The sequence below is a fragment of the Pseudonocardia oroxyli genome (assembly GCF_900102195.1).
GTDB lineage: Bacteria > Actinomycetota > Actinomycetes > Mycobacteriales > Pseudonocardiaceae > Pseudonocardia > Pseudonocardia oroxyli.
The window spans coordinates 371,470-394,137 of sequence record NZ_FNBE01000002.1 but is presented as its reverse complement, the minus strand read 5'-3'; the positions used below and the strand labels follow the sequence as shown (position 1 = coordinate 394,137).

Here is a 22,668-nt window from a genome sequence, read left to right as displayed (position 1 = left end):
TGTGGGAGACACGGTCGTGCGGCCCAATGGTCCGATGACGACCGCACCCCCGGACCAGGCGGAGCTGAAGCCGGGCGCCATCACGTTCCTCGACGCGCTGGTCATCGGGCTCGCGTCGACGAGCCCCGCCTACTCGCTGGCGGCGGTGATCGGGCCGGTCGTCGCGCTCGTCGGGGTCTACGCGCCCGGCGTGCTGCTGGCCTCGTTCGTCCCGATGCTGTTGATCGCCTCGGCCTTCTTCTACCTGAACAAGGTGGACCAGGACTGCGGCACCACGTTCTCCTGGGTCACCCGGGCCCTCGGGCCGTGGCTCGGGTGGATCGGCGGCTGGGCCATCGCGATGACCGGGGTGCTGGTCGTCGGGTCGCTGGCGGACGTCGCGGTGCGGTTCGGCCTGCTCACGGTGGGTCTCGACGCCTGGACCGAGAGCACGCCGCTCGTCGTCACGCTGAGCTGCGTGGTCATCCTGATCATGACCGCGGTGTGCGTGCTGGGCACCGAGATCTCGGCGCGGTTCCAGAACGTCCTGATCCTCGCCCAGATGGTCTCGCTCCTGGTCTTCGCCGGGGTGGCGCTGGGGCGGGCCGTCGCCGGGGACGCGTCGGAGGACGCGCTGACGCCGTCGCTGTCCTGGCTGAACCCGTTCGGCGAGGGCGGGTCCGCGCTGACGGCGGGCCTGCTGCTCGGGGTGTTCGTGTACTGGGGCTGGGAGTCCGCGGTCAACCTCACCGAGGAGACCGAGGACTCCGCCACCGCGCCCGGCCGGGCGGGCATCTTCTCGACGATCGTGCTGCTGGTGACCTACCTGGCCGTCGCCTACGCCGTCGTCGCGTTCGCGGGGACCACGTTCCTGGCCGACAACGCGGGCGAGGAGGAGCAGATCTTCGCCGTGCTCGGCGAGCAGGTGCTCGGCGGGTGGGACTGGGTCCTGCTGCTCTCGGTGGCGACCTCGGCGCTGGCCTCGACCCAGACGACGATCATCCCGGCGTCGAGGACCGGGCTGTCGATGGCGCGTCGGGCCGCCCTGCCCCGCCGCCTCGCCCACATCAGCCCGCGCTTCCGCACCCCCGACGTCTCGACCTGGGTCGTCGCCGCCATCGCCATCGGCTGGTACGTGCTGGCCAACATCATCAGCGAGAACGCGCTGTTCGACTCGCTCACCGCGTTGTCGCTGCTCATCGCGTTCTACTACTCGCTCACCGGCATCGCCTGCGCGGTGTACCACCGCAAGCAGCTCTTCCGCAGCGTCAAGAACCTCCTGCTCATCGGGCTCGGCCCGGCGGTGGGCGCGGGCCTGCTGATCTGGCTGCTCGTCCGCTCCGTCTCCGACCTCAACGACCCCGAGGCCAGCTCCAGCGGCACCACCTGGTTCGGGCTGGGGCCGCCGCTGGTCATCGGCATCGTGATCTTCCTGATCGGTATCGTCGTGATGGTCGGCTGGCGGCTGCGGGACCGCACGTTCTGGCAGGAACGACCCGGCGTCGCGCCGGAGGAGGTCTCGTCGTGAGCGCGATCGTGCTGGGTTACGACTCGTCCCCCGGGGCGGCGCGGGCGCTGGACCTCGCGGTCGAGCTGGCCTCGTCGCTCGGGGCCCCGCTCGTCCTGGTCCACGGGGTGGCGCCACCCGGGCAGGTCGGCGAGGAGGCGGGTGAGGCGCGGCACGCGCTCGAGTCGCTCGCTGAGGAGATCCTGGCCCCGGCGGTCGAGACCGCGCGGGCCGCGGGCGTCCCGGTCACCACCGAGCTCGTCGCCGACCAGCCCGCCGCCGCACTGGTGAAGGTGGCCGACGCGCACGACGCGCGGGTCATCGTCGTCGGGACCTGGAACGAGAGCCCCTGGCGCGGGGCGCTGTTCGGCTCGGTCGCCCACAAGCTGCTGCAGGTCTCCGACCGCCCCGTCCTCTGCGTGCCCGCTGCCGGCTGACCCGCCGACCCCGGTTGCGGAGCCCGGGCGAGCGCCGCAGGGTGGCGCCGTGCGCCTGCTCCTCGTCCTGCTCGCGGTGGGGCTGCTCGCCGGGTGCACGGCGGCCCCCGAGCCCGGGCTCACCTGGGAACCCTGTGCCGGGCGGCCCGACTCGCGGTGCGCCGACCTGCGGGTCCCGCTGGACTACGCGGGCCCCGACGGCCCGACGACCGCGCGGTGTCGGCGAGAGCTCCCCGATCTCCTGCGGCCTCACCCCCGAGGAGGTGGGTCGGGCCGGGGTCGACGACGCGGCCGGCCCGGATGCCGAATCCCTCGCCGCGTCCACGGCACGGGCCTGCACGGCCAACGCGCCCGACCTGGTCCACACGACCACGCCGAACCTCGCCCGCGACATGGACCGGCTGCGGGAGGCCCTCGGCGTCGAGCGGATCTCGTACTACGGCACCTCGGGCGGCACGACCCTCGGCACCACCTACGCCTCGCTGTTCCCCGACCGCGTCGACCGGATGGTGCTCGACAGCGTGGACGACGACACCGTCGGCAGGCAGGCGGCCTTCCGGGCCGCCGACCGGGCGATCGACGCCCGGTTCGCGCAGCTCCCGCTGCCCGGCCCCGATCCGCGGGCCCGCTACCTCGCCCTGCTCGCGCGGCTGGACCGCGAGGTCGTGCTCTTCGACGGCGTCCGCGCCACCTCCGACGCGCTGCGCTCGCTCCTCGCCGCCGCCCTGCGGTCCGACGCCGCCGTCCCCCTCCTCGTCGACGCCGTCCGTCACCTGGACGGGCTGCCCGGCGCCCCGACCGAGGCCGAGCCGGCGCAGCGCCTCGGGCCCGAGCCCGCCCCCGATCCCGGCGCCGAACGCGTCGCCTCCGCCTTCCTGGGCATCACCTGCGCCGACCCGGACTGGTCCCACGACCCCGCCGACTACCGCGCCGCCGTGGCCGCGGACGCCGCCGCCTACCCGGTGAGCGGGGGCGCCCGCGCCGTGATCACGGCCTGCGCGTACTGGACCGGCCCCCCGACGCCGCGGGTCCCGCTCACCGACTCGGGCCCCCGGAACATCCTGATCCTGCAGAACGAGGTGGACCCCGCCACCCCGCTCGACGGCGCCCGTGCCACGCGCGCGGCCCTCGGAGACCGCCCGGCGATGATCACGACCGGAGTGGGTGGCCACGGGGTGCTGGGACGCTCGCCCTGCGCCACGGACGCGGCGGTCGCCTGGCTCGTCGGCGGCGAGCTCCCGCCCGGGGACCGGAGGTGCTAGGCCTCCCCTTCGCCCTGTCCGCTCAGCCGCGGACGGTCAACCCCACCCGCTGGAACTCCTTGAGGTCCGAGTAGCCGGTCTTGGCCATGGCCCGGCGCAAGGCGCCGAAGACGTCCACGGTGCCGTAGGGCGTGCTCGACGGCCCGAAGAGGACCTGCTCCAGGGTCCGGTCGCTCGGGGCGAACCCCGTGACGTCCGAGCGGGGCAGGCTCGGGTGGGCGGCGCTGGAGGTCCAGTACAGGCCGTCCGCCGGGGAGTCCGCGGAGTCGGCGAGCTGCTCGCCGAGCATCACCGCGTCCGCGCCGCAGGCGATGGCCTTCGCGACGTCCCCCGAGCCGTTGATGCCGCCGTCCGCGATCACGTGGACGTAGCGGCCGCCGGTCTCGTCGAGGTAGTCCCGGCGGGCCGCGGCCGCGTCGACCAGGGCGGTCGCCATCGGGACGCCGATGCCGAGCACCTCGTCCGTCGTGGTCGCGCTCGACTCGCCGTAGCCGACGATCACACCCGCCGCGCCGGTGCGCATGAGGTGCATCGCGGTGCGGTAGTCGCCGACCCCGCCCGCCACGACCGGGACGTCCAGGGAGTTGATGAACTCCTTGAGGTTCAGCGGCTCGCCCTTGCTGACGTGCTCGGCGGAGATGATCGTGCCCTGCACGAACAGGATCTCCACCCCGCCCGCCAACAGCGCCGGGGTGAGCTCGCGGGCGCGCTGCGGGCTGACCCGCGCCGCGACCGTGACCCCCGAGTCGCGGACAGTCCGCAGCGCCTCGGCGATCAGGTCCGGCTGGATGGGCGCCGAGTGCAGCTCCTGCAGCATCCGCACCGCGGCCGACGGGTCGTCCGAGTCCGCCGCCGCGACGACCTTGGCGAGCGCGCCCTCGGCATCGGCGTGGCGGGCCCAGATGCCCTCGGAGTTCAGCACGCCGAGGCCGCCGAGCTTGCCGACCGCCACCGCCGTGGCGGGCGAGACGACCGCGTCCGTGGGGTGGGTGACCAGCGGGATCTCGAACCGGTACGCGTCGAGCTGCCAGGCGGTGGAGACCTCCTTGGAGCTCCGGGTCCGCCGCGACGGCACGATCTCGACCTGACTCAGGTCGTAGGCACGACGGGCCTCTCGGCCCATCCCGATCTCCACGAGGTCACGCACGTTGCGAGACCCTATCTCGCGGCGTAGTTCGGCGCCTCGACGGTCATGGTGATGTCGTGCGGGTGGCTCTCCTTGAGCCCGGCCGCGGTGATCCGGACCAGCTGCGCCTGCTGCAGCTCCGCGATCGTGTTGGCACCCGCGTAGCCCATGCCGGACCGCAGCCCGCCGACGAGCTGGTGGATCACCGACGCCAGCGGGCCGCGGAACGGGATCCGGCCCTCGATGCCCTCGGGGACCAGCTTGTCCTCGCTGAGCACGTCGTCCTGGGCGTAGCGGTCCTTCGAGTACGACTTGCCGGAACCGCGGGACTGCATGGCGCCGAGCGAGCCCATGCCGCGGTAGGTCTTGTACTGCTTGCCGCCCACGAAGATCAGCTCGCCCGGGGACTCGGCCGTGCCCGCGAGCAGGCTGCCGAGCATCACCGTGGACGCGCCCGCGGCGATCGCCTTGGAGATGTCGCCCGAGTACTGGATGCCGCCGTCCGCGATCACCGGGACGCCCGCGGGCGCGCAGGCCCGCGCGGCCTCGTAGACCGCGGTGATCTGCGGCGCGCCGACCCCCGCGACCACGCGGGTGGTGCAGATCGACCCCGGCCCGACGCCGACCTTCACCGCGTCCGCCCCGGCCTCGACCAGCGCCTGGGCGCCCGCGAAGGTCGCCACGTTCCCGCCGACGACGTCCACCGACTCGCCGACCTCGGCGCGCAGCTTGGCCACGGTGTCCAGCACCCGCCGCGAGTGCCCGTGCGCGGTGTCGACCATCAGGACGTCCACCCCCGCGTCCACCAGGCCCATCGCGCGGGAGTACGCGTCCTCCCCCACGCCGACTGCGGCCCCGACGACCAGCCTGCCGTCCGGGTCCTTCGTGGCCAGCGGGTACTTCTCGGTCTTGTTGAAGTCCTTGATGGTGATCAGGCCGCGGAGCACGCCGCCGCCGTCGACGATCGGGAGCTTCTCCAGCTTGTGCCTGCGCAGCAGACCCAGCGCGGCCTCGGCGGTGACCCCGACGCGCGCGGTGATCAGCGGGGCCTTCGTCATCACCTCGTGCACCGGGCGCTCGAAGTCCACCTCGAACCGCATGTCCCGGTTGGTGATGATGCCGACGAGCTTGCCCTCGCCGTCGGTCACCGGGAGGCCGGAGATGCGGTACTTGCCGCACAGCTCGTCCACCTCGCGCAGCGTGGCGTCCGGCGAGCAGGTGACCGGGTCGGTGACCATGCCCGCCTCGGAGCGCTTGACGACCTCGACCTGCGTGGCCTGGTCCTCGGCCGAGAGGTTGCGGTGCAGGACCCCGAGGCCGCCCGCACGGGCCATCGCGATGGCCATCCGCGCCTCGGTCACCGTGTCCATGCCCGACGACACGATCGGCACCTTGATCCGCACGCGCCGGGACAGCTGGGTGGAGGTGTCGACCCCGCTGGGGATGACGTCCGACTCCGCGGGGAGCAGCAGCACGTCGTCGAAGGTCAGGCCGAGCATCGCGAACTTCGGCGGTAGTCCCGTGATCTCGCTCGTCATGGCTGGTCGTGCACCCTTCACCGACGTCTCACGCCCGGAGGGGGCGTCACACCATCCCATCGTATCCGCGCGAGACGGTCGTTCCGGGAGTCGCCCGCCACACCGAGTTGTCCACAGCCGGGGTGGTTGTCCACAGGCCTGTGGGTGGAGCGGTGGATACCCCGGCCGACGCGGTACCGTGTACGCGTGGCGTTCGACGGCCTACCCCCTGACCCCTTCGCGGGCGACCCCTACGACCCTGCCCTCTCCCTCGACGAGGAGGCGGGGCCCGAGGAGCACGACGAGCTGTCCGCCGCCGAGCGCGAGGAGGTCGTGGCCGACCTGGCCGACCTCGCCGTCTACCAGGCGCTGCTCGAGCACCGCGGGATCCGCGGGATCCTGGTCGACTGCGCCGACTGCGGCGAGCAGCACTTCCACGAGTGGAACCTGCTCCGCGCGAGCCTCCAGCAGCTGCTCGACGAGGGGCAGATGCGCCCGCACGAGCCCGCGTTCGACCCGGACCCGGCGCACTACGTCACCTGGGAGTACTGCCGCGGCTTCGCCGACGCGGCGCTGGGCGAGGACTGACCGCCCACCGAGCTCCGCGGGCCCCGACCGTTCGGTCGGGGCCCGCTGTCGTTCCGGGGCCCCGCGCCCGCCCGACGCCCATGATCCACACTCAGGGAGCGGGACGGTCGATTCCCGACCGAACCGCTCCCCACAGGTGGATCATGAGTGCGAGGCGGGCGGTGCCACCCCGGCCGGCCCGACGGTCACCCCGCCCACCACCCATGATCCACCCCCCGGGAGCCCGGCGGTCGAATCCCGACCGCCCTCCTCCCCACGAGCGGATCATGCGCGATCACGGACGGGTGAGCGGGGCGGGGCGGGTGACGAGGGCGCCGAGCTCGTCGAGCAGGGCGTGGGCGATCTGGTCGAACGGGCGGGACTCGGCAGGGTCGAGCCACCGGCCGAACGTCGCCCCGAAGACCATGACGGCGGTCCCGGCGGCGAGCGTGGCCGCCGGGTCGGGGATGCCGCGGTCCCGCAGGGCCGCGGTGAGCAGCCCCCCGATGGTGGCCAGCTTCGACAGCTCGCGCTCCTGCAGGGCGGGGTTGGCGTCGATGACGGCCTGGCGGGCGCGCGACCAGGGTCGGCGTTCGTCGGAGAAGAAGGAGGCGACGCCCTGCAGGGCGCCCGCCACCAGGTCGACCGGCGAGGCGTCGGCCGGGCAGCGGCGCACGCCGCCGAGGAACGCCTCGAGCAGCACCTCCTGGCCGTCGAACAGGACCTCGCGCTTGTCGCTGAAGTGTCGGTAGAAGGTGCGCTCGGTGACGCCCGCGGCCTCGGCGATCTCGGTCGCGGTGGTCTGCTCGAAACCGCGGGTGGCGAACAGCTCCAGCGCGGCCTCCTGCAGCCGTTCGCGCGTGCCGGGTCGCCACCGTGCCATGCTCCGATGATAGGCGATGACAGTCACTGACTTTGCGGCGTACAGTCGACGTCAGTCACTGACATCGGAGGACATCATGCGCGTTTTCGTCACCGGGGCCTCGGGCTGGATCGGGTCGGCCACCGTCACGGAGCTCCGCGCCGCGGGGCACGACGTCACGGGGCTCGCCCGGTCGGACGCCGCAGCGGCCGCGCTCGAGGGCAAGGGCGCGCGGGTGCTGCGCGGGGACCTGGACGACCTCGCCACGCTGCGGACCGGCGCCGAGACGGCCGAGGCCGTGGTCCACCTCGCCAACAAGCACGACTTCAGCGATCCCGCCGTGTCGAACCGCGCCGAGCGGGCCGCTGTGCAGACCTTCGGCGAGGTCCTGGCGGGCAGCGGCCGTCCGCTGCTCCTGGCCTCCGGCGTCGCCATGCTCGCCCAGGGCAGGCCCGCCACCGAGGCCGACCCCGCGCCGTTCCACGGCGTCGACTCGGCCCGTGGCGGGGCCGAGAACCTGGCGCTGGAGTTCGTGGAGCGCGGGGTGCACACGGTGAGCCTGCGGTTCGCCCCGACCGTGCACGGCGCTGGCGACCACGGGTTCATCTCGGTGATCACCGCGGTGGCCAGGGAGAAGGGGGTCGCGGCCTACCCGGGCGACGGGACGAACCGCTGGGCCGCGGTCCACCGCTCGGACGCCGCCCGGCTCGTCACGCTGGCGCTGGCGAAGGCCCCGGCCGGGTCGCGACTGCACGTCGTGGCCGAGGAGGGGGTGTCCACCAAGGACATCGCCGAGGCCATCGGCCGGGCCCACGGGCTGCCGGTCCGGTCGCTGCCCGCCGAGGAGGTCGGCGCGCACTTCGGCTGGATCGGGGGCTTCTTCGGGCTCGACCTGGCCGCGTCCAGCGACGCGACCCGCGAGCTCCTGGGCTGGACCCCGACCGGCCCGACCCTGATCGAGGACATCGACGGCGGCGGCTACTGACCGCCTGAACGCCGCGAAGGCCCCCGGACACCGGGGGCCTTCGTGGTCAGCTCGGGGTGGTCGTGGCCTCGGCGCTGTCCGAGGTCGTGGCCCCCATCGAGGTGGTGGACGTGCCGGGCGGCGGCGTGGTGGTCGTGGTGGCCGGGTCCTGCCCGCCCTCCGTGGTCGGCGGCCGCGTCGGCGGGCTCGTCTGGGTGGACGAGCTCGGCGGAGCCGGGTTGACGGCCGGGTTGCCCGCGACCCGCGGGTCCTGGGTCTCCGGGCCCGGCTTGGTCGGGTCGTTGCCCACCGGGCCGGAGGACGGCGGCGGCGCGCTCGGCGACTCCGACGTGCTGGACGCCGGGTTCGACGAGCTGGACTCGGCCGGGTCCTGGCTGCCCTCGGTGACCGGGGGCTTGGGCCGCGGGGTCCCGTTCTGCAACGGGGCCTGCGGGTCCACCGGGACGCCCGGGGGCGTCTCGGCAGCCTTCGCCGCGAGGAAGGTCTGCTCGGAGGCGAGGTAGGTGCGGCCCTCCTCCGGGCGGATCTGCTCCAACAGCGGCGCGAGCGCTGCCAGGTCCTGCTGCGCGCCCACGGTGTCCCCGCTGGCGAGCTTGGCGTTGACCTGCTGGATGCGCTGCTGGACCTCGACCTTGGCGACCTTCGAGTTCGCCGCGTCCTTGTAGAGCACCTGCGTGACCGGGAACAGCGCGTCACCCGGGTCCGCGCTCTGCGCGCCGATCGAGACGCCCGCGATGCTGAAGACCAGCAGCGCCGCCGCACCCGCGAGCGGGATGAGGTGCCTGCGCCTGCTCGACGGCCGGGCGGCCGGGGAGCCGGACTCGATTGCGGCGACCGCGGTGTCGAGGTCCATGAGCTGCGGGATGGGGTCGTCGTCGACCTCGGCCTTCCAGGCGGCCAGCATCGCGACGACCTTGTCGTCCGCGTCGTAGCCGTGCCTGCCGGGGGCCGAGACGGTCATCCCCGCGGCGAGCGCGCTGATCAGCTCGTCGTCCGCCTGGACGGCGACGAGGTCCAACGGCTCGTCGGCGAAGTCGTCGTCGAACTCGGGGCGCGATCCGCCCCTGCCGCCCACGGGGAACTGGATGGGCCGGTTGGGGATGCCGTGGGGCCGCCCGGAGCCGTTGTGGCCGTTGTGGCCGTTCGAGCCGCCGTTCGCACGGTGCCTACCGAAGGGGTGGTCGGGGCCACCGGGGTTGCGCGGGTCGCTCATCTCAGACCACCTCCTCTTCGGGCATGTTCTTGCGCAATCGGGCGAGTGCCCGGTGCTGGGCCACGCGGACGGCGCCGGGTGTGGACCCGACCGCGTCCGCAGTCTCCTCCGCACTCAGTCCCACGACCACCCGGAGGACGATGATCTCGCGCTGCTTCTCGGGGAGCTGGTCGAGCAGCCGCGACATCTGTTCGGAGAGCTCCACGCGCAGCGCTCGCTGCTCGGGGCCGTCTCCGTGGTCGGTGGAGTCGGGGACGTCCGCCACCGGCTCGGACTTGTTGCGCCCGGCGGCGCGATGGGCGTCGATCACCTTGTGCGAGGCGATCCCGTACACGAACGCCAGGAACGGGCGCCCTTGTACGCGGTATCCGGGCAAGGCCGTCAGCACGGCCAGACACACCTCCTGCGCGACGTCGTCCGCCGAGACGGACGACCGGTCCATCCGTCCGAGGCGCGCGCGGCAGTACCGCACGACCAAGGGCCGGATGGTGGCCAGTACACGTTCGACCGCTCCGCGGTCACCTGCCATGGCAGATGCCACCAGCTCGTCGAGAACGTCTGTCGGTTCACTCATCGCGCAGAGTCGTCCAGGCGTTACGCAGCATGTTCGTCTTCATCCGTTCGGTGAGGCCGACTACGGAGAGTGCTGAATCGACCTCAGTGCCGACCACCGTAGCGAAGCCCCGGGGGGATACGGGAACCGCTCTCACCGGTGTCGACGAGCGACCACGCTACTAGTTGCGGTCCGTAGACGCCGGGACGGCGATCTGCGCCGGGCGGTCGGCGAGCGGTCGACCGTCCGCGTGACGCACGCGCGGAGGGTGAGCGAGCAGTACCCGGACGAGTCGATCACTCGCGAGGACGCGCGGACCGGGCGTCGTCACGGTCCGCAGCCTCCCGGGGGCTCTGGCCCGCACCGGGGAGGCGATGTCGTCGGGCCCGCCGGGGCGAGGGCGGGCCTGGCCGTCGTCGGCGACGGCCGCTGTCGGCGGTGCGCACACCGCGCGGGTCCGCGGCGGCACGGCAGCCGGCCGTCGAACCCGATCCTCACCCACCGCGCCCGCGAACGGCGCGGTGGTCGTTGCCTCCCGGACCGGAGGTCCGGGCCGTGCGTGGCCTCCGCCTAGGAGACGAGACCGCGACGGAAGCCGTGGGCCACCGCCTGGGCGCGGTCACGGACGCCGAGCTTGCGGAACAGCCGCCGCGCGTGCGTCTTCACCGTGTCCTCGGAGAGGTAGAGCTCGCGGCCGATCTGGCCGTTGCTCTTGCCCTGGCTCATCCCGCGCAGCACCTGCAGCTCGCGCTCGGTGAGCTGCACGCCCGGGTCCGCCGGGGTGCGCGGGGTGGGCACGGCGGTCGACGCCAGCGTGTGGGCCAGCGCGGCGACCAGCTCCGGGCGGGACGCGTCCCACCGGAGGTAACCGCGTGCGCCGCCCGCGATGGCGGCGGCGATGCTGCCCGCGTCGTCCGGGGCGCCGAACACGATCACGTTCGCCTGGGGGTGGGCCGCGACCAGTCGCCTGGTCGCCTCCACCCCGGTGGGCACCGCACGCTGGGTGCCGACCAGGACGACGTCGACCGGCTGCCGGGAGAACCGGGCCAGCAACTCGTCCCCGTGGGCGACGCAATCGATCCGGTGCACTCCGGGCACCGCGGACATCACGCGGGTGAGACCTTCGCGGACGCTGCGACGATCGTCGCAGATGAGTACCGTCGTCACGACGATTCCTTCCTGCAGCTTCCTGCAGCCGGGTGATGTGTCACCCTCCGCATCGGCGAGTGACCGGACCACCTTGACACGATCAGGGCCACTTTGTGGCCTCCATTCGAGTCCCTTGCGCCGAGTGGCACTCGTCATGTGGGTGACTAGAGACCGAATGGAGTAATTACATTACCGCGAGCCTCTCAGGCTCCGACGCCGCCTCCCCCCATCAGGCGCCGCCCACGTGCTTCGGACCGATCGAGGATCACGCTCAGCGCAATACTCGCGGCGTGTCGCCGGCGTGGCGCGCCGTCGGGCGCACCGTTCGTCGATTCACGCACCTCTTCACGCCTCCGATCGTGGGACTCATCCGACCCGATCGGACGGATGGACGGTCGCCCCGGGACTCCCGGCGGACCACCGTCCGCCGTGGGGCAAACGATCACCGAAGGGTGAGGTTTCGCCCCGGAACGGCGCAGGGGTGACCGCACGCCCGGCGGGGCCGCGGTTCCGGCGTCCAGCGCGTCCGCCGCGTCCGCCGCCGCCAGCGACGCGGCCCAGCGGAGCGGGACGAGCCCGGCGTCGGCCGCCTGCGCGGCCACCGCGTCGAGGTCGGCGAGCGCGGCCGCGCGGGCCGTCGGGTCCGCCGCCCGCAGCCGCGCGGTCACTGCAGCGAGGAGCCGGGACTTCACCAGATGGCGGCGCGAGCCGGCGGCCGCGGACTCGGCGACGGCGGCCGCGGACTCCCGGGCGGCCGTGTCGAGGTCCCCGCGCGCCAGCGCCACCTCCGCCCGGACCCAGCGCAGCCGCACCCGGGGCCGCCAGCCGACCGCCCAGGTGTCCGCCCTGGTCAGGAGCCGATCGCTCGCGCCGAGATCGCCCTGCCCCAGCGCGTCGGCGGCCAGCCCGACGAGCGCGTCGGCCCGCGCGGAGCCCAGGTCGACGCAGAGGTCCGCACCGGGCTGTGGCAGGTCGGCCGCCGCCCCCGCACTCCCCTCCACCGCGAGGCCCAGCGCCCGCCCGTCGACGCGGGCGGCGCGGGCGTGGCCGCCCTGCTGGCGCAGGTGCGAGGCCCACGTCACCAGCGCGTGCGCCCGGATCACGACCGGTGTGCGCGGGTCGCGCACCAGTTCCTTGAGCAGGGCCGCCGCGGCGGCGTAGCGCCCCTGCCCGCCGAGGGCCACGGCCGCCGTCCAGCGCGCGAGCGGCTCCGCTCGTCCGGTCCCGACGACCGACACGCCGGGATGGGGCCCCATCGCGATCGCCCACCACGGGTTATCGGCCATATGGGTGGCAGGTCTCAGAGAGTGCGCCATGAAGCAACCCACATGGGCTAGTTCCTGTGGGTGACACCCAGGAAGACGCACAGGGTGTCGACGGCCTCGCTCAACGACCCCAGATGCGTGACGGACGCCGGGCTCGACTCCCACCCCGGCCCTGCGGTGAACGAGCGGAAGGCCGGACGGGTTCGGGGGAGCCCGTCGATCGCGGCGGGATCGGCCGTGCGCCGGTCCTGCGCCCAGAGCACGACGGCGGCGGGGGCGCTGCGTTGCACGGCCGCGACCAGCGCGTCGAGCGGGAGATCCGCTCCCAGGGGCCTGCACGGCACGCCGCACTCGGCGATGACCGCGGCGAGCACCGACAGCGGGAGGCTGTGTCGCTCCCCCGGCATGCAGGCCAACAGCACCGGCCGCACCTCGGCCGGCGGTCGGGGCGCGGCGAGCGCCCGCGCCCCGTAGACGGCGATCACCGCCTCGCTCACCAGGTGCTCGATCTCCACCCCCGCCCCGGTCGACTCCCACCGTTCGGCGATCGCGCCGAGCACGGGCCGGACCACGGTGTCCCAGGTGGGGACGAGGCCGTCCGCCGTCACGGCCTCGTCGACCAGCCTGCGGACCGCCGAGGCGTCCATCGCCAGCGCGGCCCGCCCGATCCCGCGGGCCCGCCTGCCCGCGCCGGCGAGCCGCAGCACGCTGCCCCCGACCCGGACCTGGTCGGCGACGCCCGGGGCGGCGCTGAGCAGGACCGGTGAGGACGGGGTGCTGCCCGACCCCAGCGCCAGCCGTGCCGCCTCGGCGGGGGTGACGCCCTGGAGCAGCGCCCGCTGCATGACCTCCAGCCGGGCCAGATCCGCCGGTCGGTACCGGCGGTGCGAGCCCGCCGTGTGGGCCGAGGGCCCGAGGCCGTAGCGGCGGTCCCAGGTCCGCAGCGTGGCCGGGGCGATCCCGAGCCGCCGCGCCACCGCCGCGACGGTGAGCCCGGGGGTGTCGGCGCCCGGACGCGGGGTATCCGGCTGCGTCGTCACCCGGACATCGTCCGGAGCCGACGCCCCCGGCGCAACTTTTCTCTTGAACAAGGTTTGGCGCGTTTCTAGGGTGGGCATCTCGGTGCTGAGCAACGGCGGCGTGTCGAACGGGGTGAGTGAGATGGCGGACATCAGGCGACTGCCCGGACCGGTCTCGGACATCTGGGACTGGCAGATGCAGGGAGCCTGCCGGGGTATGGACTCCGGCTTCTTCTTCCATCCCGAGGGCGAGCGCGGACCCGCGCGGGCCAACCGGGAGCAGCGGGCCAAGGAGATCTGCGAGACCTGCCCGGTGCTGGAGATGTGCAGACGGCACGCCCTGGAGGTGCAAGAGCCCTACGGCGTGTGGGGCGGCCTCTCGGAGCACGAGCGGGACCTGCTGATCCGCGGCCGCTCCCGCAGGCTGAAGGTCGACCGCGCGACGGTCTGACCGGCACCACCCCGCACGAACGCCGAAAGGGCGGGCGACCCGGAGGTCGCCCGCCCTTTCGTGTGGATGGACCTAGTGCCCGTGTCCGTGGCCGCCCGCGGCCGGAGCCGGCGGAGCCTCCTCGGGCTTGTCCACGACGGCGCTCTCGGTGGTGAGCACCATCCGCGCGATCGACGCGGCGTTGACCACGGCGTTGCGCGTGACCTTGACCGGGTCGATGACGCCGTCGGCCAGCAGGTCCGAGTAGGCCAGCGTGGCGGCGTTGAAGCCCTGCCCCCACGGCTGCTCGGCGACCTTGGCCGTGACCACGGCACCCTCGAGACCACCGTTGGCGGCGATCCAGTAGAGCGGCGCGGTCAGCGCCTTCTTGACGATCGCGACGCCGGTCGCCTCGTCACCCGCGAGCGACAGCTCGTCGAGCGCCTTGGCGGCCTGCACGAGCGCGGTGCCGCCGCCGGGGACGATGCCCTCCTCGACCGCCGCCCGGGTCGCCGCGACGGCGTCCTCGATGCGGTGCTTGCGCTCCTTGAGCGCGGTCTCGGTGGCCGCCCCGGCCTTGATCACCGCGACGCCGCCGGACAGCTTCGCGAGGCGCTCCTGGAGCTTCTCGCGGTCCCAGTCCGAGTCCGTCGACTCGATCTCGCCCTTGATCTGGGCGATGCGACCCTCGATGTCGGCGGCCTGGCCGCCGCCCTCGACGATGGTCGTGGCGTCCTTGGTGACGACGACCCGGCGCGCCTTGCCCAGCAGGTCCAGCCCGGCCTCGGACAGCTTGAGCCCGACCTCCGGGTTGATGACCTGACCGCCGGTGGCGATCGCGAGGTCGTCCATGAACGCCTTGCGGCGGTCGCCGAAGAACGGCGACTTGACCGCGGCGACCTTGACGGTCTTGCGGATCGAGTTGACCACCAGCGTGGACAGGGCCTCGCCCTCGACGTCCTCGGCGATGATCAGCAGCGGCTTGCCCTCGCCGAGCACCTTCTCCAGCAGCGGGAGCAGGTCCTGGATCGAGCTGATCTTGTCGCGGTGCAGCAGGATATAGGCGTCCTCGAGGACGGCCTCCATGCTCTCCGCGTCCGTGACGAAGTAGGGCGACAGGTAGCCCTTGTCGAACTGCAGGCCCTCGGTGATCTCGAGCTCGGTGGAGAGCGTGGAGCCCTCCTCGACCGTGATCACACCGTCCGAGCCGACGGAGCCGATCGCGTCCGCGATGAGCCGGCCGATCTCCTCCTCGCGGGAGGCGATGGTGCCGACCTGCGCGATGTGCTCGGCGCCGTTGACCGGGGTGGCCTTGGACAGCAGCCACTCCGAGACCTTGTCGGCCGCGGCGGCGATGCCCTTGCCCAGCGAGATCGGGTCCGCCCCGGCCGCCACGTTGCGCAGGCCCTCGCGGACCAGCGCCTGGGCCAGCACGGTGGCCGTGGTGGTGCCGTCGCCCGCGACGTCGTTCGTCTTGGTGGCGACGGTCTTCGCGAGCTGGGCCCCGAGGTTCTCGTACGGGTCCTCGAGGTCGATCTCGCGCGCGATGGTCACACCGTCGTTGGTGACGGTGGGCCCACCGAACTTCTTGTCGATGACGACGTGCCGGCCGCGCGGGCCGAGCGTCACCTTCACGGCGTCCGCGAGCTGGTTCACACCACGCTCGAGCGCACGCCGGGTGTCCTCGTCGAAGCTGATCTGCTTCGCCATCTACTGCCTCTCTCGAAGGTCGGAACGACACCGCCCCGACAGCCCGGAAGGCCGCCGGGGCGGAATCAGACGCGGAAGGTCAGTTGACGACCGCGAGCACGTCGCGAGCGGAGAGGATCAGGTACTCCTCGCCGTTGTACTTGACCTCGGTGCCGCCGTACTTCGAGTAGATGACGACGTCGCCCACGGCCACGTCGAGCGGCACGCGGTTGCCGTTGTCGTCGATCCGGCCGGGGCCGACCGCCAGGACCTTGCCCTCCTGGGGCTTCTCCTTGGCGGTGTCCGGGATGACGATGCCGGAGGCCGTGGTGGTCTCCGCCTCGCTGGCCTGGACGACGATCTTGTCCTCGAGCGGCTTGATGTTCGCCACGATGACCTCGCCTTTCTGGTGCTGAAGTCCGTCAGTGAAGTACCGACAGCCGACCAGGGGGCCCCGCCGTCGCGGGTGCCGGGGCAACCCGACCTGAACTGTGCGTTGGCACTCTACCCACGAGAGTGCCAGACCCTCAACAGGCCCGCCACCGTAGGCTCACGGCATGCCTTCGGTCTCCGGAATCGACGTCTCGCCCCTGTGCCTGGGCGCCAACGTCTTCGGTTGGTCCGCGGACGCCGACCAGTCGTTCGCCGTGCTCGACGCCTTCGCCGAGGCGCAGGGGACGTTCGTCGACACGGCGGACTCGTACATGTGGCGCGCACCCGGGAACTCCGGCGGGGAGTCCGAGACGATCCTGGGCGACTGGATGGCCGCCCGCGGCAACCGCGACCGCATGGTGATCGCGACGAAGGTCGGCAGCCTGCCGTCGCGCCCCGGGCTGGGTGGGGAGAACATCAAGGCCGCCTGCGAGGACTCGCTGCGCAGGCTGCGCACCGACCACATCGACCTCTACTACGCGCACCGCGACGACCCGGACACCGCGCAGGAGGAGACCCTCGACGCGTTCGACGCCCTCGTGCGGGAGGGCAAGGTCCGCGCGGTCGCGGCCTCCAACTTCTCCGCCGCGCGGCTGCGGGAGGCCCTGGAGATCTCCGACCGGGACGGGCTCACCCGCTACACGGCGGTCCAGCCGCACTACAACCTGATGGAGCGGGGCGAGTACGAGTCCTCCCTCGCCGATCTCGTCGCCGCCGAGGAGCTGGCCTGCTTCCCCTACTACGGCCTGGCCGCCGGGTTCCTGACCGGCAAGTACCGGGGCGCGGCGGTGGACTCGGTGCGGGCGCAGGGCGCCGCGAAGTACCTCGACGACCCGCGCGGGCCCGCCGTGCTGGCGGTGCTCGACGAGATCGCCGCGGGCCACGGGACCACCCAGGCCGCCGTCGCCCTCGCCTGGCTCGCCGCGCAGCCGACGGTGACCGCCCCGATCGCCAGCGCCCGCACGCCCGAGCAGCTGGCGGGCATCCTGCCCATGATCACCCTGGCCCTCACCGACGACGAGATCCGCCTGCTGTCCCACGTCAGCGCCTGACCCCGACCCGTGAGCGGCGATAGTCGCTATAGCGACTATCGCCGCTCACGGGGTCAGACCAGCACGTCCGTGACCGGCATGCTCGAGTTCGCGGGGATCCCGAGGTCGGAGGGCTGCGCGCCGGTGTGGACGAGGTGGGCGCCGAGCGCGGCGACCATCGCGCCGTTGTCCGTGCAGAGACCCGGGCGCGGGACCCGCAGGGTCAGGCCCGCGGCGGTGCAGCGCTCCTCGGCCATCTCCCGCAGCCGCGAGTTGGCCGCGACCCCGCCGCCGAGCAGCACCGTGTCCATGCCGAACTCCTGCGCGGCGCGGACCGCCTTCAGGGTCAGCACGTCGGTGACGGCCTCCTGGAAGCTCGCCGCGACGTCCGCGACCGGGACGTCGCCGTCCAGGGACTCGACGTAGCGGGCCACCGCCGTCTTGAGGCCGGAGAAGGAGAAGTCGTGTTTGGCGTCCCGCGGGCCGGTGAGCCCACGCGGGAAGCGGATGGCGTTCCGGTCGCCCTCGCGGGCGGCCTTGTCGATCCACGGGCCGCCGGGGAAGGGCAGGCCGAGCAGCCGGGCGACCTTGTCGAAGGCCTCGCCGGCGGCGTCGTCGATCGTGGAGCCCAGCGGCGTGACCGGCCCGGCGAGGTCGGGCACGGCGAGGATGCTGGAGTGGCCGCCGGAGACGAGCAGCGCGAGCGCGGGCGGCAGCGGTCCGTGCTGCACCGTGTCGACGGCGACGTGCGCGGCCAGGTGGTTCACCCCGTACAGCGGGACGTCCCACGCCGCGGCGTAGGCCTTGGCCGCCGCGACCCCGACGAGCAGCGCACCGGCGAGCCCGGGACCGGCGGTGACGGCGACGGCGTCGACGTCTCGCCCGGTCAGCCCCGCGGTGGTCAGGGCGCGGTGCACCGCCGGGACCATCGCCTGCAGGTGGGCCCGGGACGCCACCTCCGGCACCACGCCGCCGAACCGCGCGTGTTCCTCCACACTGGACGCGATCTCGTTCGCCAGCAGCTCGGGGACGCCGGAGTCCGGCATCCGCACGATCCCGACGCCGGTCTCGTCGCAGGAGGTCTCGATACCGAGGACGATCGTCACCGCGGGTCCCTCTTCATCGTGTAGGCGTCGGCCATGCTCGGCCGGTAGTAGCGCTTGCGGAGCCCGACCGTCTCGAACCCGGTCTTCTCGTACAGCCCGATGGCGGGCTCGTTGTCCGTCCTGACCTCGAGGAACACGGTCGCGTGCACCGCGTCGGCGGTGTGCAGGAGCGCGTCGAGCAGCGCCCGGCCGATGCCCTCCCCCTGGTGCGCCGGGTCGACGCCGATGGTGTGCACCTCGGCCTCGGCCTGCGGGGGGCCCGCGGTGAACCCGAGCCCCGCGTACCCGACGAGCTCGCCGTCGATCCGGGCGGCGAAGTACGGCAGGCCGCGGGACACCTCGTCCCGGAAGGCCTGGGCGGACCAGGGGTCGTCGCCCGGGAAGAGGATCTTCTCCAGCTCGGCGCAGCGTTCGGCGTCCGCGCGGTAGAGCGGGCCGATCACCGCGCGACCCGCTTCCGCTCCCCCGGCGGGACGGCGTCGGGTCGACGCAGGTAGAGCGGCTCCAGCGGGCCGGGCGCGCTGTGCAGCGGCGCCACCGCGACCAGGCCCGCGGGCGACGGGGTGGCCTCGTGGACCGGCAGGCCGAACCCGTCGGCCATCGTCCCGGCCGCGGCGACGAGCCGCAGGCCGGGGAGCCGCTCGCGCAGGGCGTCGGGCGACTCGACGGTGGGCCCGCTCAGCCGGGCGCCCTCGGCCTCGTAGGCGGCCCAGTAGACCTCGCGGCGCCGCGCGTCCGTGACGACGAGCAGGTTGCCGGTCAGCGGCCCGTCCGCGACCACGGCCGCGGCGATGGCGTCCAGCGAACAGACCCCGTGCACGGGGATCCCCAGCGCGTCACCGAGCGCGGCCGCGGTGACCATCCCGACCCGCAGCCCGGTGAAGGGTCCCGGCCCGGCCCCGACGACGACGGCGTCCAGCTCCCGCAGCGCCACCCCCGCCTCGGCGCACACGGCCTGCACCGCGGGCATCAGCAGCTCGCCGTGCTTGCGAGCGTCCGTCTCCACGCGCTCGGCCACGGTCACCCCGTCCCGCACCAGTCCGGCGGTGACGGCGGGGGTGGAGGTATCGAGCGCCAACACGAGCACGAACCCACCCTACGAGCCCCGGTGAACCGTCCGACCTCGCGGGCCGGGATGTCCGACTCGCTACCAGTGCTCGAGCAGGTTCGGCAGCTCGGCGAGGCGCTGGATCACCCCGTCCGGGGACACGTCCACCGGGACCTGCTGGTCCACCGGGATGTCGCTGTGCGGCACCAGGACCGCGCGCATGCCGATGCCCTTCGCCCCGCTGATGTCGTCGTAGGGACGGTCGCCGACGTAGACGCATCGCGCGGGGTCGGTGGCGCCGACCGCCGCGAGGGCCGCCTCGAACGCGGTGGGGTGCGGCTTGGTGAACTCGAGGTCGCTGCTCCAGGTGACGCCGTCGAAGTAGTGCAGCACCCCGTCCCGGCGCAGCCACTCCTCGTGCCACTCGCCCGGCCACATCGTCGAGGACAACACCCCGAGCTTGATCCCCCGCTCCTTCAGCGCGGCGAGCATGGGCGCGGCCTCGGGATCGGTGTGGGTGGCCTGCACCCAGAACTCCCGGTAGGCCTCCAGTGCCCGGCCGTGCAGCTCGGAGGAGGTGTCGACGGCGGCGTCCGCCAGCACCTCGCCGAGGTGGAAGGCCTTCGCCCCGTCCTTCACCGCGGCCCAGCGACCGGTGTCCGCCGCGGCGAGCGCGCTCGCGACCTCCCGGGCGAGCAGGGGGTCCTCGGCGTGCAGGATCGAGGTGTAGGTCTCCCAGCCGGCCCGGAAGTCCATGGTGATCCAGGGCGTGAGCGTGCCGCCCCAGTCGAAGACGACCGCCTCAACCACGGGTGACCCGTGCGACCCGCACGTCGTCCTCCCTGCGCTCGAGCTGCACGAGGACGTGGTGCTCGGCCAGCCGCTCCGCGACGCCCTCGCCCCATTCCACCACCACCACGGCCTCGGTGAGGTCGGTGTCGAGGTCCAGGTCGTCCAGCTCGGCGAACCCGCCCAGCCGGTAGGCGTCGACGTGCACCAGGGGCACTCCGGGCCCGCCCGGCAGCGGGGCGTGCTCCCGGGCGATCACGAAGGTCGGCGACGTGATCGGTCCCGCGACCTGCAGACCCCGGGCCAGGCCCCGGACCAGCGCGGTCTTGCCCGCCCCGAGGGGCCCGGACAGCACCACCAGGTCCCCGGCGTGGAGCGTGCGCCCCAGCTCCTCGCCGAACGCCTCCGTGTCCGCCGTCCCCGGCAGCTCGACGGCCGTGTCCGGTCCGTCCTCCCCGGTGATCACGCGCGCCTCCGTCCCGTCTCCTGCGGCAGCCGGGCGGCGGACCGCCGGATGAGGTCCTCGATGGCCGCCTCGACCTCCTCGTGGCGCTCCAGCATCGGCATGTGCCCGACCCCCTCCAGCTCCAGGAACTCCGCCTTCGGCAGCTCGGCGGCGATCAGCTCGCCGTGGGAGACGGGGATGACCTGGTCCGCGGTCCCGTGCACGACGAGCAGCTCGCACGTCGCCAACGCGGGCAGCGCGGCCACCCGGTCGTGGGTGCCGACGGTGCCCACGAAGTCCATCAGCGCGTCGACGGCGTTGGCGCTGATCATGGTGTCCACGAGGTCGACGAGGGCCTTGTCCACCTTCTGGTCGCCGAACGCGAACTTCCGCGTGATCGACCAGATGACGTCCCCGAGGGCCTTCCGCCCGGTCTCCACCAGCTTCGGCTGCAGCGCGGCCAGGGCCCCGAGTGCCCTGGTCGCGGGGTTGAACCGGGAGAGCAGGCTGCCGGAGAGCCCCGCTGAGCCCAGCTCGCCCGCGCTGGTCGACACCAGGCCCACGCCGAGCACCCGGTCGGTGAACAGCTGCGGGCGCTGCTCGGCCAACGCCATCAGGGTCATGCCGCCCATCGAGTGCCCGACCAGCACGAGCGGCCCCTCGGGCGCGAGGGCCCGGATGACCGCGTCCAGGTCCCGCCCGAGCTGCTCGATCGTGCAGCTGTCCTTCGGGGCGCGCTCGGAGCGGCCGAGGCTGCGCTGGTCGTAGAGCACGGTGCGGACCGCCGGATCGGTCATCCGCGGCAGGTCCCGGGCCTGGAAGTGCCAGGTGCGGCGGTCCAGGGCGAACCCGTGCACCAGCACCACCGTGAGCGCGGGGTCCCCGGTGCGGGGCGCGAGCTCCTCGCAGGCCAGCCGGATGCCGTCGTCCGCCATGACCGACGACGACGTCCGCGGCGGCTGCGCGCCCGGCTGCCCGCCCTCGGCGTCGAGCTCCCCCGCCAGGCGGCGCCGGTCCTTCGCGATCTCGTGCCGCTTGTGCGTGGCCACCCCGACGCCCACCGCGGCGCCGGCCGCCCCCGCGATGCCGCCCGCGACGCCGAGCGCCTGCCAGAGCTTGCGGCTGACCATGCTCATTCCTCCGAGTAGGTCCGCCGCACGCGGGTGCCGTGCACCCCGGTGGCGACCTCGTAGTGGATGGTGCCGAGCTCCGTCGCCCAGTCCTGTGCGGTCGGCCCCTCCGCGTGCGCGCCGAAGAGGACGGCGGTGTCCCCCTCGTGGACCTCGTCGTCTCCGCAGTCGACGACGACCTGGTCCATGCACACCCGCCCCACCACCGGGCGCACCCGCCCGGCGAGGCGCACCCGCATGCGGCCGCCCGCGTTCAGCAGGCGCGGCACCCCGTCCGCGTACCCGGCGGGGACCAGCGCGAGCGTGGTCTCCCGCTCGGTGGTGTGCTCGTGCCCGTAGGACACCCCCTCGCCCGCGGGCACCCGCTTGACCAGTGCGACGCGGGCGCGGAACTCCATCGCGGGCCGCAGCAGCGACTCGGGCACCGGCCGGTCCAGCGGATCCAGCCCGTACACCGCGATGCCGGGGCGGACGAGGTCGAGGTGCAGGTCGGGGCGGGTCATCGTGGCCGCGGAGTTGGCCAGGTGCCGGATCGGGGTGAAGCCGCGGGCGCGGGCCAGCTCCCAGGCCTCGTTCAGCCGTGCGAGCGCCCGGTCGACCGAGGGGTGGTCCGGCTGGTCGGCGTAGGCGAGGTGCGACCAGACGGCGACGACCTCGACCTGGTCACCCGCCTTCTCCACGGCGTCCAGCAGGGCGGGCCACTCCGCGGGCGGGCAGCCGTTCCGCGACAGCCCGGTGTCGATCTTCAGATGGATTCTGACCGGCCGGTCCGTGGTGGCGAGGATGCGGGCGAGGTGCCGCTCGGAGGCCACCGACAGGTCGATCCCGGCCTCGACGGCGGGCCCGAAGTCCTCGTCGACGAGATGGAGCCAGGACAGGATCGGCGCGGTGATCCCGGCGGCCCGCAGCTCCAGGGCCTCCTCGAGCGTGCACACGCCCAGCCAGGTCGCCCCGGCGGCCAGCGCGGCGCGCGAGACGGCCACGGCGCCGTGCCCGTAGCCGTCCGCCTTCACCACGACCATGGTCGCGGCACCCGACTCCGCGGCCGCTCCCGAGAGCAGCGCGACGTTGTGCCGGACGGCGGCGAGGTCGATGTGCGCCTCCAGGCGCGGGAGCGGGGCCACGTC

At 73.6% G+C, this 22,668-nt stretch carries 24 protein-coding genes; 7 read left to right on the top strand and 17 right to left on the bottom strand.

What is annotated here, in order from left to right:
• The first annotated feature begins 34 nt into the window (after positions 1 to 34).
• Genes BLS43_RS04635 through BLS43_RS04625 form a run of 3 tightly spaced genes read left to right on the top strand, consistent with a single transcriptional unit; the run spans position 35 to position 3,185 of the window.
• Positions 35 to 1,507 (top strand): APC family permease, encoded by a 1,473-nt coding sequence (locus BLS43_RS04635; protein WP_093077149.1) that lies wholly within the window; start codon positions 35 to 37, stop codon positions 1,505 to 1,507.
• The gene (locus tag BLS43_RS04630; RefSeq protein WP_093077146.1) at positions 1,504 to 1,923 is read left to right on the top strand and encodes a universal stress protein; all 420 of its coding nucleotides are present in this window, start codon (positions 1,504 to 1,506) and stop codon (positions 1,921 to 1,923) included. Before BLS43_RS04635 ends, BLS43_RS04630 begins: the two co-directional genes overlap by 4 nt.
• A gap of 41 nt (positions 1,924 to 1,964) precedes the next feature.
• The gene (locus BLS43_RS04625) at positions 1,965 to 3,185 is read left to right on the top strand and encodes an alpha/beta fold hydrolase (protein ID WP_342741131.1); all 1,221 of its coding nucleotides are present in this window, start codon (positions 1,965 to 1,967) and stop codon (positions 3,183 to 3,185) included.
• A 22-nt stretch (positions 3,186 to 3,207) separates the two neighbouring features.
• Here the strand turns inward: BLS43_RS04625 and BLS43_RS04620 are convergent, their stop codons facing one another.
• A complete protein-coding gene (locus tag BLS43_RS04620) occupies positions 3,208 to 4,332 on the bottom strand; it encodes a GuaB3 family IMP dehydrogenase-related protein (protein WP_093077138.1) in 1,125 nt (374 codons plus the stop codon).
• An 11-nt stretch (positions 4,333 to 4,343) separates the two neighbouring features.
• Positions 4,344 to 5,849 (bottom strand): IMP dehydrogenase, encoded by a 1,506-nt coding sequence (guaB, locus tag BLS43_RS04615; RefSeq protein ID WP_093077135.1) that lies wholly within the window; start codon positions 5,847 to 5,849, stop codon positions 4,344 to 4,346.
• A 186-nt stretch (positions 5,850 to 6,035) separates the two neighbouring features.
• Between guaB and BLS43_RS04610 the strand changes: the two genes are divergently transcribed.
• The gene (locus BLS43_RS04610; RefSeq protein WP_093077132.1) at positions 6,036 to 6,416 is read left to right on the top strand and encodes a DUF5319 domain-containing protein; all 381 of its coding nucleotides are present in this window, start codon (positions 6,036 to 6,038) and stop codon (positions 6,414 to 6,416) included.
• A gap of 274 nt (positions 6,417 to 6,690) precedes the next feature.
• Here BLS43_RS04610 and BLS43_RS04605 read toward each other — a convergent pair whose 3' ends face one another.
• A complete protein-coding gene (locus BLS43_RS04605; RefSeq protein WP_093077129.1) occupies positions 6,691 to 7,278 on the bottom strand; it encodes a TetR/AcrR family transcriptional regulator in 588 nt (195 codons plus the stop codon).
• 76 nt (positions 7,279 to 7,354) lie between these two features.
• On the opposite strand from BLS43_RS04605, the gene BLS43_RS04600 reads away from it, so the two are divergent.
• Positions 7,355 to 8,242, top strand: a complete 888-nt coding sequence (locus BLS43_RS04600; protein ID WP_093077126.1) for an SDR family oxidoreductase — start codon at positions 7,355 to 7,357, stop codon at positions 8,240 to 8,242.
• A gap of 46 nt (positions 8,243 to 8,288) precedes the next feature.
• On the opposite strand, the gene BLS43_RS04595 is transcribed toward BLS43_RS04600, so the two are convergent.
• The 5 genes from BLS43_RS04595 to BLS43_RS04575 form a co-directional block, all read right to left on the bottom strand.
• A complete protein-coding gene (locus BLS43_RS04595) occupies positions 8,289 to 9,455 on the bottom strand; it encodes an anti-sigma-D factor RsdA (protein ID WP_093077123.1) in 1,167 nt (388 codons plus the stop codon).
• A gap of 1 nt (position 9,456) precedes the next feature.
• Positions 9,457 to 10,029 carry a sigma-70 family RNA polymerase sigma factor gene (locus tag BLS43_RS04590; RefSeq protein ID WP_093077120.1) on the bottom strand — a complete coding sequence of 191 codons (573 nt, stop codon included), beginning with the start codon at positions 10,027 to 10,029 and terminating at the stop codon, positions 9,457 to 9,459.
• Between the two features lie 549 nt (positions 10,030 to 10,578).
• Positions 10,579 to 11,175, bottom strand: a complete 597-nt coding sequence (locus BLS43_RS04585; protein ID WP_013677394.1) for a response regulator transcription factor — start codon at positions 11,173 to 11,175, stop codon at positions 10,579 to 10,581.
• Positions 11,176 to 11,360: 185 nt separating this feature from the next.
• On the bottom strand, positions 11,361 to 12,395 hold the full coding sequence (locus tag BLS43_RS04580; RefSeq protein ID WP_143029937.1) for a hypothetical protein: 1,035 nt from the start codon (positions 12,393 to 12,395) through the stop codon (positions 11,361 to 11,363).
• Positions 12,396 to 12,490: 95 nt separating this feature from the next.
• Complete coding sequence (locus BLS43_RS04575) at positions 12,491 to 13,462, bottom strand: MerR family transcriptional regulator (protein ID WP_245707286.1); 972 nt, start codon at positions 13,460 to 13,462, stop codon at positions 12,491 to 12,493.
• A 121-nt stretch (positions 13,463 to 13,583) separates the two neighbouring features.
• On the opposite strand from BLS43_RS04575, the gene BLS43_RS04570 reads away from it, so the two are divergent.
• On the top strand, positions 13,584 to 13,892 hold the full coding sequence (locus BLS43_RS04570; RefSeq protein ID WP_093077484.1) for a WhiB family transcriptional regulator: 309 nt from the start codon (positions 13,584 to 13,586) through the stop codon (positions 13,890 to 13,892).
• A gap of 72 nt (positions 13,893 to 13,964) precedes the next feature.
• Here the strand turns inward: BLS43_RS04570 and groL are convergent, their stop codons facing one another.
• On the bottom strand, positions 13,965 to 15,581 hold the full coding sequence (gene groL / locus BLS43_RS04565; protein ID WP_093077111.1) for a chaperonin GroEL: 1,617 nt from the start codon (positions 15,579 to 15,581) through the stop codon (positions 13,965 to 13,967).
• Between the two features lie 79 nt (positions 15,582 to 15,660).
• Positions 15,661 to 15,954, bottom strand: coding sequence for a co-chaperone GroES (groES, locus tag BLS43_RS04560; protein WP_093077482.1), 294 nt, complete (start codon positions 15,952 to 15,954; stop codon positions 15,661 to 15,663).
• 163 nt (positions 15,955 to 16,117) lie between these two features.
• On the opposite strand from groES, the gene BLS43_RS04555 reads away from it, so the two are divergent.
• Positions 16,118 to 17,044 (top strand): aldo/keto reductase, encoded by a 927-nt coding sequence (locus BLS43_RS04555; protein ID WP_093077108.1) that lies wholly within the window; start codon positions 16,118 to 16,120, stop codon positions 17,042 to 17,044.
• Positions 17,045 to 17,097: 53 nt separating this feature from the next.
• Here the strand turns inward: BLS43_RS04555 and tsaD are convergent, their stop codons facing one another.
• From tsaD to alr, 7 genes are read right to left on the bottom strand one after another with little or no spacing between them, the layout of a single operon-like run.
• A complete protein-coding gene (gene tsaD / locus BLS43_RS04550) occupies positions 17,098 to 18,129 on the bottom strand; it encodes a tRNA (adenosine(37)-N6)-threonylcarbamoyltransferase complex transferase subunit TsaD (RefSeq protein WP_093077105.1) in 1,032 nt (343 codons plus the stop codon).
• Positions 18,126 to 18,572 (bottom strand): ribosomal protein S18-alanine N-acetyltransferase, encoded by a 447-nt coding sequence (rimI, locus tag BLS43_RS04545; RefSeq protein WP_093077102.1) that lies wholly within the window; start codon positions 18,570 to 18,572, stop codon positions 18,126 to 18,128. Before rimI ends, tsaD begins: the two co-directional genes overlap by 4 nt.
• The gene (tsaB, locus tag BLS43_RS04540; RefSeq protein WP_093077100.1) at positions 18,569 to 19,216 is read right to left on the bottom strand and encodes a tRNA (adenosine(37)-N6)-threonylcarbamoyltransferase complex dimerization subunit type 1 TsaB; all 648 of its coding nucleotides are present in this window, start codon (positions 19,214 to 19,216) and stop codon (positions 18,569 to 18,571) included. Before tsaB ends, rimI begins: the two co-directional genes overlap by 4 nt.
• Before the next feature lie 60 nt (positions 19,217 to 19,276).
• The gene (locus BLS43_RS04535) at positions 19,277 to 19,987 is read right to left on the bottom strand and encodes an HAD family hydrolase (RefSeq protein WP_093077097.1); all 711 of its coding nucleotides are present in this window, start codon (positions 19,985 to 19,987) and stop codon (positions 19,277 to 19,279) included.
• On the bottom strand, positions 19,980 to 20,432 hold the full coding sequence (gene tsaE / locus BLS43_RS04530; protein WP_245707285.1) for a tRNA (adenosine(37)-N6)-threonylcarbamoyltransferase complex ATPase subunit type 1 TsaE: 453 nt from the start codon (positions 20,430 to 20,432) through the stop codon (positions 19,980 to 19,982). The genes BLS43_RS04535 and tsaE overlap by 8 nt, the downstream gene beginning before the upstream one ends.
• Positions 20,429 to 21,547 carry an alpha/beta fold hydrolase gene (locus tag BLS43_RS04525; RefSeq protein WP_245707284.1) on the bottom strand — a complete coding sequence of 373 codons (1,119 nt, stop codon included), beginning with the start codon at positions 21,545 to 21,547 and terminating at the stop codon, positions 20,429 to 20,431. The genes tsaE and BLS43_RS04525 overlap by 4 nt, the downstream gene beginning before the upstream one ends.
• A complete protein-coding gene (gene alr, locus BLS43_RS04520; RefSeq protein ID WP_093077091.1) occupies positions 21,544 to 22,665 on the bottom strand; it encodes an alanine racemase in 1,122 nt (373 codons plus the stop codon). Before alr ends, BLS43_RS04525 begins: the two co-directional genes overlap by 4 nt.
• Between the last annotated feature and the right edge of the window lie 3 nt (positions 22,666 to 22,668).